Origin of the sequence: Phyllobacterium lublinensis (assembly GCF_020164435.1) — a bacterium.
GTDB lineage: Bacteria > Pseudomonadota > Alphaproteobacteria > Rhizobiales > Rhizobiaceae > Phyllobacterium > Phyllobacterium lublinensis.
Window position 1 is genome coordinate 1 of the sequence record NZ_JAIUDQ010000016.1, and the last position, 12,254, is coordinate 12,254.

Sequence of the window (12,254 nt, forward strand, 5' to 3'; positions counted from 1 at the left end):
CGGGTGCTTCGGGTCGGTGCCACACGGTTTCGACTGCAACAGCCAGAAGCCCAAGGCCAATTATGTAAACGATCAGGCTCCTGACGCTGGGCGTAAAATTAAGCACGATCATAACGCGGGCCACCGCCCATCCGGTAAAGAAGATACCGGTGAACAAGGCAATCCGGCGATACCAAAAGGCTGCCATCACATCATCCATCGGGATCAGGCGAACTGTGGAGTGGTTGCCATCGTTCAGTTGCTGGCGATCAGTGCCGAGCAGGATGGCGGTCATTCGCATGATCACGCGCCACGCGATCAACGCGACCAGCATGGGCAACATGATCGCAGCCAGCAGCGGCGGCCAGGTAAAGGCCAGGAAAGCGCCGATGCTGGCAAAAGTAAAAACCATCAGTGGTGCGATAGCGGCGAAGATCGTCCGGCCAATCAGGTGGTGCCGTGCTGGCGTGCCTACCTCCACCGTGGCTGAGGCAACATTCCGGCTGCCCCCGGTCACTAAACGCCGGAAGGCAAATTCGGCGCCAAAGCCCAGCGCCGCAAATGTGACGAAGAGCACGAGTATCGCTCCCGGACGATGTCCGCTGATCTCAGTCATGATTGTGGAGCGAGCCTCCATAAATTCATCAGGTACCGCCGGAATGGCTTGCGCGATGCTCCGCAGATGCGCACGAACGGTATTCGACCAGAGCATGAAATCGCTCGCGGTTGGTACAGCAGGTACTTCTGCGGCGGAGGGTGCACCCTTCGTGTTGATCCACGCTTTGATTTCCGGATCATCCAGGAGTTTGATCAGTTCCTCAACCTTTGCGGGCGGCGGCGCTGCCGCGGTCTGCGCTGGCGAAGGCGTGATAGACGCACACAGCAGTGCAAGGCTTAACGACAGCCAGACGCCCACCTTGTCGGTCAAGATCGCACCAATTCGCATTCAAATCCCCTGACATTCGGTCCTACACCATACGCGCAATATATCGTCCTGTCTCGGGAAGTGGCCTCCAGTGCGCCGGCGAGCAATCGCGGGCGTCGGGCATTCGCGCGAGGTCAGGGCGACTTTGCTGATTTGGCTCGCGCTGGCGAAGGAACGATGCCTTCCCTGCCCGATAGCGGCTCGGTCGGTCGCTTGAGTGCGATAATTGGCGGACCTACAGGAGCTGGCGCAGGCGTAGGTGCTGGTGTTGGTTCCGCCATTGGAATGCCTTGGCTTGGGGGCGCGGTTGGAGCTGTAGCGCCGCATTTTGCAGGCCGTGCCGCGTTGACGGATTTGGGCTGCAAATACCTCGCCAATCAAATCAAGTCAGGTAGCGGCTTAAACCGGCAGGGAGTAGCCGCCGTGGTCCAGGCCCTGATTGCAAACATGGCCAGACAACAGGAGCAGTCGAAATGACATTTGCAACCTTCATCGTATGCATCGGGATAGGCATTCTTTTCAGCTGGTCCATCTCGATCGTCACGTGGTTATTCACTTGGCCCCTGCAACCCAAGAAACCAATCGAGCGAAACTGGCGGGGTATACCGAAATGAAAGTGCTGGTATTGATGTTTATGGTCGGCATGGCGTGACTTCCGCGCTGGCATCCGATGACTACAATGACGAGCGACTGCCGCTTCCAGTTGACTTATCTGGATCTAACGCGCGTAACGGTTCTGGAGCCTATTGATCCCGGTCTGATCGTTTATTTCGATTGCCGCTCTGATGTCAGCGCTGGTCCTGGCCTTTCCGTAGCTCAATCTTCGTTTGATTGATCCGGGACCTATTGCACTGGGGATTTGAGCGATAATGCTTGAATTGCGGCGGATCAGAATTGTAAGGCACTACATTCTTCATGCAATCAGGGCAGACGAAGATGTTCTTGGGAATTCGAAGCGCATCCTCAATCCCAATACGATCCAAGGATTGATCGTACAGTCTCCTGAAGGCAATAGTCATCGGCGGGGAAGCTGTCTTACTTTTTGCGTCTGACATTAGCGTTTTTTCTTGAATTTTCGCAGCTCCGTCTCCACGGATAGCAACACATTTTCATGCATAGCCAGGGCAGTATCATCCGCCAGCGCGATCATAGCCGCCAAAATTTCGTCTTTGCTCCAGCCGGCGTCGATCGCGTCCCCAAGCAGCCCAAGCATGTGGTCCTCTATTGCCCTCTGGCATTCGCCGAAGCGCTCAGGATGGAATGGAGGATGCTGTGGCCTCGGTATACTCATACCCGAGGATATCCTATCTCGGACGGAGTACCAATAAGCCTGCGATGGCGTGGCAGGCCGGGCCAAGAACGCATATGGATTACTTGGGTCTGCGATCCCGCGCCAAGGTTTTGCGCTTACCCCAACGCTGCAGCTTCTGGGGACCGGTAAACTCTGGCCGAGGGTTCGCCTCAACGTAGATGCCAGCTTCCCGCGCTGCCTCCACAAACGCCACACGCGCTACAGCAGCAGAACAGCCTCCCTCAAGGCACTTCAAAAAAATCTCCAGGCACATTAGGTATTTTGGACCGCGTTCCTCCGGCCGTTTCTGAACGGCGAACACGGAAGCGTCATACGCAGTGTTGATGTTCGTCGTGGTGCCATGCTGCATGAGGGCGACGTTCTGAAAATACTTGTAATCTTCCATGACCAGAAAACGGTAGCAGAATGGAGAGAGTTCCGGATTAGACCAATTGATGTAACGTCCAACGTCGCAAAAAGACCCGGTCTGCGTTGAAGGCGGGCCGGGTCCTTTGAACATGGCTTAGTCGAGGGGGAAACGGCCACGTTCGGCTGACAGGTAACAGCTAATGAGTAAACGAGTGTGAGAGACTAAGGTTCCAAGCGATGGACAGCTTCTAAAGAAACAGGCTCGGCTTTAGGGGGCGGGGGTTGGGGCACCTTCGCCGAGCCTATGCTGCAAGGGACACAGCACTTGGTAATCATACCCTGATGTCCGATATCAAACCATCTACAAGAATGGGCTATGCCGGGGCCCATCCTTCCGGAACTAAATCCCAGCAGTCCACTCGCAGTCAATAGCGGCAGTGGCCTGCCTTTGGATTGGAGCGCATTATTGCCTCCAGGTCTTCTAGAACCGAAAATACATCGTTGTCGGCGGTGGTGAGGCTGGTTAAGCCATTAAGCCTCTGCATCGCAGTTATCGAACAGGCATCGACCTAGATGGTCTGCCCGGTGCCAACTGAGAGTACGCAAGTGTCTTCCCCTTCGAATAGCTCGAAATGATTACGACGGTAAAACGCATGTCCGGTACTTAGTCCTTTCGGATTGGTCTTCACAATCTTCTTAGACCGCCTTGTCGTCGCGACCGCGACACGTTGCAGTTGCTCGATTTCGCAGCGGTTGAGCTCGATCTGCATGAGTTTGATTTTTTCTATCAGATCGGCCATCAAATCATCCATGACTCGCCCCAGAGATGCTTTCCTCACTTTTTGACCCAAATCGTCCATCTGCTGGCGTATGATCGCGGCTTCGATGGTTAGCGTGTCCAACTCAGACAATTCCGGCGATCGCCGTTTGGGTGTCATGGTTCATTCCTTTCGGATATGCCGTCAAATTTGTGCTCGCTACAGTACTCCTGGCCGTAACGCCTTTCGAAGCCAAACGCTCCCCACGACTTGCAGTCCTCATGCATGCAGTAGTGTTCGAAAAGCCCGGTCGCGCCTTCTCCATATGCGCCGGATAGGGTTGTGGCGGCAGACTAATGGGTTCATCGCTCATGTTTTTGGCGCTCCATGACTGATTCTATTTCGGCGACCCTATCTCTGATGGCTTTGAGGGCGTCTGGATAATCAATGGAGTTCTTGGCGAAGATTTCACTGCTTTCAATCACGGCGAGATCATCACGCAAATTCGACAGTTCTACCCGAAGCTCCTCCATTGTTGGCTCGTCTACGCCCATTTCCTCTCTCCCAACCTGAAGAAATGCAACGTCTCATATTAGAAGCGGTTCCCCCGCTGCCAGTCGATCAGAGAGGACCTTGACTTGGTGGGAATATGTTCTCATTTTGTTCTCATGACAAGAACGATGAGAACTTTGGGTGAGGCGGCTCGGCACAGCATGCTCGTGCGGGTAACTTGCCGCAAATGCAATAAGACCGGATTCTTCGTTGCAAGTGATCTGGCTACCGTCAATGGCCACGGTCGCACATTTAAAAGCCTGAAATTCCGCTGCCGGCAGTGCGATGTGGCTGACTGTGAAGTCGTACCATTCGAAGACGATCGTGACCGGGTTCACAAGAAGCGGACCGTGTGGCGTCCGGTACAGATGTAGCCATGATGATGTCACTCGGAACCATTGGAGCATTGATCGACACCGATCATGTTCTTAGCGCCTGCTGCAACAACCCGACGTGTCGGCATTACGCGAGGCTCGATCTAGCGTTGTTGGCCAGCAAGATTGGTCGCAATCACAGCAGCATGCGTAAAGACTTAGTGCCGAAGCTAAAATGTTCGAAATGCAAGTCGAAAAACATCAGTCTGATCCTATCAGCGAAGAGCACGGAGGGGTTTGGTCATATGTAATCGGTGGCGAAGAATCGAGTTTCAACTTTTGGCAGTTGTGCCGCACGTTGATGCAACGGAAATTTTGAAACGTTTGTTGATTTAAAAGGGCAATCTATCGGCCTGTCACGCCGGAAGTTTAGCCGCTCCTGGCCCTTGCGTAGGTTTTATTGCACCCGCCGGACATCGGGCAGGACCCAAGCTTTATCGAACAATGCTTTGGTCGGGGCGTAAAGTCGGAACATCAATTCGAAGTCTCGCTTAGGATCGGTGGGTATCCAGTTCGCGTCCTTGCCGTTCGGTGCTTGAGGTCCAAGAAAAATGTCGATCGATCCATCCCCGTTTTTTTGGAGATCCGATATCTGCGAAGAGCGGCTCGCACGAGGCATGTTGCGGATCAGAGCATGGGTTTCCCGGTCATATGCTGTCAGTGACCAATATTGCTCAACCGGAACGGCAGCGGGAACATTAAGGCGATATGTTTTAGCACCGTCAAAAGTCTCGCCATGCTCGTCCTTGATGGAAATCAGATAAAACTGTCCCGCACCCAGGCGCTTGATGCCGATATAGGCGTAGCTGTAAGTCAAACCTCGGATGTCGACCGGATAGGCGTCGGGTTCGTCAAACGAGGCCACTGCGGCCTTTACCAGGTCCGGATTTGCGGGAAAATTCCAATGTCCTTTTTCGTAAAAGGGTATCAGTTCTGTATCGTATTTTGCTTCGAGCCATTCGCGGGCTTCTTTGATGCCTCCCTCAAGCCGCTCGCGCGTCACCGCGTCCGGCTGGAATGGCTTGCCTTTCTCGATGCCCAACGATTTAAGCTGGTCGATCATGACCCGATCACGAGGCAGCCAGGGTTCACTCTGCACAATACGGTCGAGGGATTTGAAAAAGCTTGTGTCGTAGCGGATTGTCGAGTCGAACAGAATGTCGCTGGCATCGGTGAAGACCGTCTCCGGGGGATTGGCGGCTTTGGAAAGCGGATAGACCTTCAGCCCCTTTGCGTAAGTGACTGCCTTCTCGATATCGTTATCGCTGTGACTGGCGAGGTTTGAGCGGAGAAGCGCGTATCCGCCATAGGTATTCGATACCAGGGGAATGTAGCCATCGGGAACCGGCTCTTTGTATCCAGGAGGCAGGATCAGGTATTTTCCTCCTTTACCCTGGTCGGCTCCTGACGGTCCGGCATCCTCTAGCGGCATTTGCCAGACGTCGACGATGTTGCCGTTGATCGAACCGCCCTCAGCAGCGGGCACCTCGATAACGACAGGTCCGATATCTCGCGTGTCAGTGAAAGTCATCAGATAGATCGCGTCTGGATTCGGTGTCAGGGTCTGATTGTGCCAGTCAAGCGGACGCGACCAATAGATGATCTCATTCACCTTGCCTTTGGTCTTTGTGAGCATCTCCTGCAGCATCAAGTCATAATTGACCGCCGGGATTCCCCAAATGACAGCTTCGACCGCGCGGCGCTCAACCGTCCGTTGTTTCAGTCCACTGGGGGATAAGGCATTGGCTACCGATATCATCGCAACAAACGCCGATGCCGCCGCCACCAATTTAGCTCCTCTCATGCCGCCGTCCTCCTGTTGTCGACCTGCAGACTTGTTTAATTCGTCGGTCAGGGAAAGTACGTAACCGTAAATGCGGTTTCGTTTTCCGATTAATTGTGCGGTATGGATGCAGAATTTTTAGCTCCAGAATTAGGATAGCTTTTTTCTGGGTGGCTGGCCCAATTGAGGGCGGGTACAACCGATGATCATATAGAAAGGGGCCCGCATTGGTGGCCTATCCCCGCAGCGTGAATTTCTCGGCTTAACTTGGTTCTGATTTAAGCGCACTTTAGGCCACATATTGCGCCACATAATGCGCCACAACTTTGGTGCGTTAATCAGAAACTCTGAATGTGATCAATAGTGCGCGCATTCTGGATTTGCGTCTCTACCGCATCGAACTTACCGTCTCCCATTGGATGCTGCGAAAAAGACCCGGTCCGCGTCGGACGGGCCAGGTCTCCTGAACATGGCTTAGCCGGGGTGACAGCCACGTTCGGCTGACAGGTAGCAGCCAATTTGCGAACGAGTGCCAGAAATTAAGGTTCCACGGTTTTGTCATCATGCCCTGCGTATGATTTGGCCATCGTGCATTTCGAAAATTCCTGCGCACCCGCCTTGAGCAAAAAAATCCGCTTCAAGTTCGCGCCATGTGCCCAAATACGTAGCGCACGAACTGCAATGGATCGGGGTATAGCTGCTCACATTCTGCGTAAGGGCCAAATAGATCGTGTGGCAGCGGGGGCATTCCAATTTGTTATCAATTCGGTTCAGCTCAGTACTGGACATGCTCCTCTCTCCTCCAGCGGGACCCCTGTTGCGAAACTTGCGGGTAGACTGGGTTATGAGCCTTGCAAATTGGATCGCAGAGATAATGTTTCCGCAATGAAACGTTCCTGACGGACAGCGGCCGCCGCGATAACATTCTCATCGCGCAAACCACAGTCAAACAGCGTCATTACCCGTTTGGCCAGGCGGCGTTGCTTTTCCTCAGCGTTGGTAGACACCGAAAGTTCTCGGCAAGCACTGCGATGCGCTTGCTCCATCACATCCCAGTCTTCGTGAGAATAGAATTTGAATGTCTTTAGATTTCCCATGTTATTAACCTCCAGGGGCGGTGACGTGGGGGAACGACCGTCGTCTGCCACACCCGATTGTCATTCGAAGCCTTGACCCACGTTTCGGTCACTGTGGCTTTCAGGACCGCGCTGTCTCGCTGGCTCCAGATATTGGTCACGGTAACTTCCTGCTCCACGGCCCGCGTGGCAATCAGCAACTCATCGCGCAAGCCTTGGCCGAAAAGATTCATTAAGTCCGAGCAAGTCGGTTAGCGTTCTTGTGCGTCTTGGGACAGCGATGCAGGATCGCAGATGCTTTGGCATGGCAGCGCTGCATCAGAGCCCAATCTTCGGAAGAATAATTATACTGAATGAGAAGGTGAAGCATGGAGTTCTCCCCATGGGTGTAAGGCGGGAGCACGTTCCATCTCTCTAGCACCAGTGGCCACAAATGCCTGGCGACTTTGGAATTGTCCTCCAGTGGACGCTTGGAGTCAATTTAATCGAATTAATCGAACAAATTCGGACGCTTGTATCGGCCAGTTGGAACCATGCCTTGGCGTTTATCGTTTTTCCCCTCCGGAAAGGTCATGTGTGGTGAACGAAAAAGAGGTAAAGCCGGACATCGCAAAAGTGGTCAGAGAACAACTGAACCGCAGCGCCTATAAGCATGCGCTGCGCAGTCGCTACAAGCCGATCTCCGACGAGCCGATGAGTGATGAGCTGCTAAAGCGGCTGGCAGAGCAAGAGGCCAAGAAGGACTCCGAAAAGTAAACTGTTAGACTTCGACGTCGGCATGTGTTCGCTGCAGTAGGGCCCGCATGCCCTGCTAGTGTAACCGGGAATTTATTTGATTGGGCGGAAACGTCGCTGTAGATCAAGCAGCCAGTCAAGATCACGGTGGGAGGCAATGGTGACCAGCCTAGTCGACAAGGTGGCGATAGCCATGATCGCGGCAATGGACAGGAAACAAGCTTTTATACAGCATACGTCGAACCTCAAATCCGTCAGCATTGACGGACATGTGGACATGAAAGCGCTAGCGCGTGCTGCGATCCTTGCAGTACGCAGCGACCTTGACGCCGGGACGATGCGTGATGGCGATATCATTCCCTACCTGGACAGGTGGTTAGACGGAGCATGAAGAAATGAGCAGTTTACGTGTGATCGATATGACGCTGGATCAGGCCTTGCAGATCCTTGCACGAGTGCATTTGCGCGAAGACAGCGAAGTGGGCTTCGTCATCGAGATAGGTGCAACCCCCAGCTTCGGCTCAATGGTGAGTGAGGGTGAATACGTCGACGCTTGGGCAGTTGTGTGGCAGTACACCCAAGGCGACAAGCCGACGCACAAGCCTGACAGCATAAATTGACCGATCAATCCGACAACGGCATGTTCGGTGGGCTGATCGATCATCATGCAGATCTGGATATCGATGCCCTTGCGTTGAAGTTTGGCCGCAATCACGTCGATCACAGTTGATCTGTTGCGATTTTTAAAGTGCTCTAAATGCGGTTCTAAGAGGTTGACGTTAATATACTCTCCGAAAGAACGATCGGCTAACATAGGCAGAGCGCACGAGAGTCCCAAACTAAGAAAAACCGACCGCTGATGGGGAGCAGCGGCCGGGTGCACTGACCAGTATCAGGGACTTGGGTGGGGTCAGCCACTCAAGGCTGCTCCTGCATGGTTAATAAATGATTAAGGTCGCGGGGATGGGTGAGGCCTGATGCGTTGAACGGGGTGACTCTTCATCAGGCCTCTGTCGGGGACGGGCCTCCAACGCGCTATAAACTTGCGAATGTGACAAACGTTCCGTTTGCCGACCTGTGATGAGTACAACCCCTTGCGATATTCAGGGAAACCCCGATTGTCCCTCGCAACAATTGGGATAAACTTGATGGTAGGCTTTGGTCCCCCCTAACCAGCCTAACCTCTCACACCGCCGCTGCCTCCCAGCGGCGGTTTTTTGATTCAACGCGGCCCAACATGGAGCGACAGCATCGGTCGGACGGGATATGCGCTCGCCTGCCATTTCGTTGGCCAAGACCGGAAACCAGAAAAACTGTCCTGTCCGCCCTGCCGTCACGTCTGGTTAACACAACCGACGCTGTCGCAGCATAAACGGGGTTTCACCGGAACTGTTCCGTCGGCTGAGCGGCCTTGCCTGTCTGGAGCATTCATTTGAGAGATGCGTCGGAGACAAGCATCGTGGTCTCGCCGACCTCGTTAATACTCGCCCTGATCTGTCTAGCCTCTTCAAACGCTTCGTTGATGAGATGTTGCAGGAGCCCGTATCCTTCATGATGGGCTCTATCCCGAACTTCGACCAGGATATCGCAAATGTCGTCAATGGCGAGGCGATTGGGTCTATCCATTTCAAACTCCCAGCGTGCTTTAAGCGTTCAGGGCACGGTCATTTCTTTCTCTTCGACTTTGTGGGTGACGCATCGTTGCGCGCCACGATTTCCGCGTAGTGGGAAAGCAGCCGCCTATAATGGTCAGCAGTCTGGAGAGAAATATCTTCCTTCTCGCCAGATCGGCTCGTTCGATAAACTTTTTCCTGCCCGGTTTCCAGCCGATCGATCGTCACCTGATACTCGCTGATGACTCTCTTCAGGCGCTCCATAAAGGCATTACGAGTACTATTGATGGTTTCACTCCACGCCCCGTTGCATCGAGAGTGTTAAACAATCTTCGGTTGTGTGCAAGAGAGAGCCGGGCACCATCGTCGACCTTGACTTGGTGGGAATACGTTCTCATTTTGTTCTCTATGACTCGAACCCTCAAAACTCTAGGGCAGGCCGCTCGGCATGGCATGCTGGTGCGGGTGACTTGCCGGAAATGCGAGAAGACGGGATTTTTCGTTGCGAGTGATCTCGCCACCGTCAACGGCCACGGTCGTACGTTCAGGAGCCTGAAATTCCGCTGCCGGGAGTGCGATGTAGTCGACTGTGAAGTAGTGCCATTCGAAGACGATCGGGACGGGGTTCATAAAAAGCGGACCGTCTGGCGGCCGGTGCAGATGTAGCCATGGTAATGACACTCGGCACCATTGGAGCATTGATCGATACTGATCATATGCTGCGCGCCTGCTGCAACAATCCAAAGTGCCGCCACTACGCCAAGCTTGACCTGGTGCTGCTGGCTGCAAAGCTTGGGCGAGATCACAGCACCATGCGGAATGATTTGGTACCCGAACTGAAATGTTCGAAATGCAAGTCGAAGAACATCAGTCTGATTCTCTCGGCGAAGAGCACTGAGGGGTTTGGACATGCGTGATCAGGAACGGCAATCTATCGGCCTGTCACACCGGAAGTTTCAAGGTGAGATTGACAACAACCGTTAAATGGTCACCCATCTGCTGTGAACAATTTTGCGGGTTGAATAGCGCCAGCCTCGCGGAACGACTTTGACCGGCAGACGTTGTGCTCCGGCACCAGAACCGGAGAAAGTCATGAACACGCGCTTTTTCGCGCTGGGTCTCGTCGGCGGGCTGACGTGCCCTCTCGCGCTTGCCCAGGACGATGGTCAGACCGCTTTCAACAATAGCTGCCGCACTTGCCATACGATGAAGGAAGGCGACAACCGGCAAGGTCCGAACCTCGCCGGCATCGTCGGCCGCAAGGCCGGCTCATTGCCGGACTACAACTACTCGTCGTCGATGAAGCAGTCCGGCATTATCTGGGACGAGGCAAATCTCGACCAGTTCATCGCCAATCCCGACCAGGTGGTAAGAGGCAACAGCATGAAACCCTATGGCGGCATTACCGATGCCACGCAACGCAAGACGATCATCGAGTTCCTGAAGTCCGGCGACTAATTCTTTTCGGCATGAAACGGTCGGCACAATGGGCCACATTTCGTTCCACATTTCGCGCCACATAGCATAGAGCGAGGCGGGAAAATGCAACAAAAACAATAAACATGTTTTTCCTCGGAAGCCACCCGACGGAACCGAACTTTTATAAAAACCTAGCCGGAGATATGCGCGACTCATCGATCAAATTGAGCAAAATTCTTCCCACAGCTGGCTGGGGATGTCCTTACGGAACACTGCCGTTAGCTGCGCGTTGGTCCTCTATCAGACGAGGCAAGAGGTGGGGTTGGCAATGTTTTCGACCGTTTCAGCGGAACTATTTTCAACCAGTAGGATAGCATATCCATTAGGGGCCATCGCCGCCATCGTGATCATCTGGGCATTTTTCATAGTACGACGACGAATGCGGTAAAGCACTAATTGACATTGGTGATTAAAGGTATGCTCTCTCCGCCTTGAGCATTCAACCTCGCCTTAGTCAGGAGAGCTTCCCTCTCTGATCGGGTACGGTCTTTCATTGTTTTGAGAGCGGTACGAGAGACTCGAAAGCGACCGCAATTAGGGCAGAGAAACTCGACGAAATCCCCAGTGCGGGGCAATACCTCGTGCACTGGATCATCCGAAATCGGGCAATTGTGGTAGGTTCTTTTCATTGTTCCTCCGGAATTGGGTAGTGGCCTACACCTGAGAGCTCTCGGGTCATCACTATGCAAAAGTGGATCAATTTTTTGCGGTGTCAGCAGCTAAATAAGGCTTGGTCAGTCATCGATGTTTTCGACCGCCCAAGCCCTATGCGTACAATATTGGGTTGAAGGGGGACCCAATGTTGTTCAACTTGCATGAGACGAATTGGGTTCCGGAAATGATCCGACAGTCTTTGCTAAGGTGGTGCAGTTTGGAGGACTAAAATGGTGGGTGGTCATCTATCAATCGCGGCAATCAGCGCCCTGGTGCTTGCAAGCAGCGAGCAATCCACGCCTGGAGCTTCGATCGGCGTCGGCAACCCCTATCCCGTCAGCAACTACACGTGTCAAGACGGCACGCATCTGGCAGTGCGTCTCCTCGGCGATAGAGCTTCGGTATCCGTCAACGGCGCGAGCGCAGTCGATCTGCCCTCCATGGGACCAGATGGAACGACCTTTTCGAATGGCCAGCGGACGCTGACCATCGTGCAGGGACAGCTATCGTGGGGTGTTGGCCGGGCGGCGCCCTCCGCATGCATCGGCGGTTGAGCGTCTAGCAATGTGGGACCGCTAAATGGGTACACTCGCCATTTCATATCGGATTTCGAACAAGACCGTAAATGGGCAGGGCTACAAGGAGCGGCGTCAATCCTTGCTTGAT

The 12,254-nt window shown here is 53.7% G+C and carries 15 protein-coding genes and 1 pseudogene; 6 read left to right on the top strand and 10 right to left on the bottom strand.

Annotated elements, in window-relative coordinates:
- From K9U38_RS17685 to K9U38_RS17715, 7 genes and pseudogenes are all read right to left on the bottom strand, one after another.
- A pseudogene (locus tag K9U38_RS17685) lies at positions 1-925 on the bottom strand (hypothetical protein); the annotation flags it as partial.
- Between the two features lie 1,033 nt (positions 926-1,958).
- Positions 1,959-2,117 carry a hypothetical protein gene (locus K9U38_RS17690; protein WP_224495675.1) on the bottom strand — a complete coding sequence of 53 codons (159 nt, stop codon included), beginning with the start codon at positions 2,115-2,117 and terminating at the stop codon, positions 1,959-1,961.
- A gap of 157 nt (positions 2,118-2,274) precedes the next feature.
- A complete protein-coding gene (locus tag K9U38_RS22150; RefSeq protein WP_370631982.1) occupies positions 2,275-2,715 on the bottom strand; it encodes a DUF982 domain-containing protein in 441 nt (146 codons plus the stop codon).
- Between the two features lie 418 nt (positions 2,716-3,133).
- The gene (locus K9U38_RS17700) at positions 3,134-3,502 is read right to left on the bottom strand and encodes a hypothetical protein (RefSeq protein ID WP_224495676.1); all 369 of its coding nucleotides are present in this window, start codon (positions 3,500-3,502) and stop codon (positions 3,134-3,136) included.
- 182 nt (positions 3,503-3,684) lie between these two features.
- Complete coding sequence (locus tag K9U38_RS17705; protein WP_224495677.1) at positions 3,685-3,876, bottom strand: hypothetical protein; 192 nt, start codon at positions 3,874-3,876, stop codon at positions 3,685-3,687.
- A 769-nt stretch (positions 3,877-4,645) separates the two neighbouring features.
- Positions 4,646-6,052, bottom strand: a complete 1,407-nt coding sequence (locus K9U38_RS17710; RefSeq protein WP_370631983.1) for a DUF1254 domain-containing protein — start codon at positions 6,050-6,052, stop codon at positions 4,646-4,648.
- 821 nt (positions 6,053-6,873) lie between these two features.
- Positions 6,874-7,128, bottom strand: coding sequence for a hypothetical protein (locus K9U38_RS17715; protein WP_224495678.1), 255 nt, complete (start codon positions 7,126-7,128; stop codon positions 6,874-6,876).
- 558 nt (positions 7,129-7,686) lie between these two features.
- Between K9U38_RS17715 and K9U38_RS17720 the strand changes: the two genes are divergently transcribed.
- The 3 genes from K9U38_RS17720 (at position 7,687) to K9U38_RS17730 (ending at position 8,462) form a co-directional block, all read left to right on the top strand.
- Positions 7,687-7,863 (top strand): hypothetical protein, encoded by a 177-nt coding sequence (locus K9U38_RS17720; protein WP_224495679.1) that lies wholly within the window; start codon positions 7,687-7,689, stop codon positions 7,861-7,863.
- A 139-nt stretch (positions 7,864-8,002) separates the two neighbouring features.
- The gene (locus K9U38_RS17725; protein ID WP_224495680.1) at positions 8,003-8,233 is read left to right on the top strand and encodes a hypothetical protein; all 231 of its coding nucleotides are present in this window, start codon (positions 8,003-8,005) and stop codon (positions 8,231-8,233) included.
- A gap of 4 nt (positions 8,234-8,237) precedes the next feature.
- Entirely contained in the window at positions 8,238-8,462 is a 225-nt protein-coding gene (locus K9U38_RS17730) for a hypothetical protein (RefSeq protein ID WP_224495681.1), read from the top strand.
- 808 nt (positions 8,463-9,270) lie between these two features.
- Here the strand turns inward: K9U38_RS17730 and K9U38_RS17735 are convergent.
- The 3 genes from K9U38_RS17735 to K9U38_RS17745 form a co-directional block, all read right to left on the bottom strand.
- On the bottom strand, positions 9,271-9,468 hold the full coding sequence (locus K9U38_RS17735) for a hypothetical protein (RefSeq protein WP_224495682.1): 198 nt from the start codon (positions 9,466-9,468) through the stop codon (positions 9,271-9,273).
- 38 nt (positions 9,469-9,506) lie between these two features.
- On the bottom strand, positions 9,507-9,719 hold the full coding sequence (locus K9U38_RS17740) for a hypothetical protein (protein WP_224495683.1): 213 nt from the start codon (positions 9,717-9,719) through the stop codon (positions 9,507-9,509).
- A gap of 165 nt (positions 9,720-9,884) precedes the next feature.
- On the bottom strand, positions 9,885-10,085 hold the full coding sequence (locus K9U38_RS17745) for a hypothetical protein (RefSeq protein WP_224495684.1): 201 nt from the start codon (positions 10,083-10,085) through the stop codon (positions 9,885-9,887).
- A 38-nt stretch (positions 10,086-10,123) separates the two neighbouring features.
- Here K9U38_RS17745 and K9U38_RS17750 point away from each other — a divergent pair, with 38 nt between their 5' ends.
- The 3 genes from K9U38_RS17750 (at position 10,124) to K9U38_RS17760 (ending at position 12,142) form a co-directional block, all read left to right on the top strand.
- Positions 10,124-10,372, top strand: a complete 249-nt coding sequence (locus tag K9U38_RS17750) for a hypothetical protein (protein ID WP_224495685.1) — start codon at positions 10,124-10,126, stop codon at positions 10,370-10,372.
- A 175-nt stretch (positions 10,373-10,547) separates the two neighbouring features.
- Positions 10,548-10,913: a c-type cytochrome gene (locus K9U38_RS17755; RefSeq protein WP_224495686.1), complete on the top strand. Its 366-nt coding sequence runs from the start codon at positions 10,548-10,550 to the stop codon at positions 10,911-10,913.
- A gap of 908 nt (positions 10,914-11,821) precedes the next feature.
- Complete coding sequence (locus K9U38_RS17760; protein WP_224495687.1) at positions 11,822-12,142, top strand: hypothetical protein; 321 nt, start codon at positions 11,822-11,824, stop codon at positions 12,140-12,142.
- Positions 12,143-12,254 lie beyond the last annotated feature (112 nt).

Coding starts and splice junctions, on each gene's coding strand:
- K9U38_RS17755 (WP_224495686.1), top strand. CDS start 10,548: ATGAACACGCGCTTTTTCGCGCTGGGTCTCGTCGGCGGGCTGACGTGC.
- K9U38_RS17715 (WP_224495678.1), bottom strand. CDS start 7,128: ATGGGAAATCTAAAGACATTCAAATTCTATTCTCACGAAGACTGGGAT.
- K9U38_RS17705 (WP_224495677.1), bottom strand. CDS start 3,876: ATGGGCGTAGACGAGCCAACAATGGAGGAGCTTCGGGTAGAACTGTCG.
- K9U38_RS22150 (WP_370631982.1), bottom strand. CDS start 2,715: ATGTTCAAAGGACCCGGCCCGCCTTCAACGCAGACCGGGTCTTTTTGC.
- K9U38_RS17700 (WP_224495676.1), bottom strand. CDS start 3,502: ATGACACCCAAACGGCGATCGCCGGAATTGTCTGAGTTGGACACGCTA.
- K9U38_RS17740 (WP_224495683.1), bottom strand. CDS start 9,719: ATGGAGCGCCTGAAGAGAGTCATCAGCGAGTATCAGGTGACGATCGAT.
- K9U38_RS17745 (WP_224495684.1), bottom strand. CDS start 10,085: ATGAACCCCGTCCCGATCGTCTTCGAATGGCACTACTTCACAGTCGAC.
- K9U38_RS17710 (WP_370631983.1), bottom strand. CDS start 6,052: ATGAGAGGAGCTAAATTGGTGGCGGCGGCATCGGCGTTTGTTGCGATG.
- K9U38_RS17730 (WP_224495681.1), top strand. CDS start 8,238: ATGAGCAGTTTACGTGTGATCGATATGACGCTGGATCAGGCCTTGCAG.
- K9U38_RS17735 (WP_224495682.1), bottom strand. CDS start 9,468: ATGGATAGACCCAATCGCCTCGCCATTGACGACATTTGCGATATCCTG.
- K9U38_RS17750 (WP_224495685.1), top strand. CDS start 10,124: ATGGTAATGACACTCGGCACCATTGGAGCATTGATCGATACTGATCAT.
- K9U38_RS17690 (WP_224495675.1), bottom strand. CDS start 2,117: ATGCTTGGGCTGCTTGGGGACGCGATCGACGCCGGCTGGAGCAAAGAC.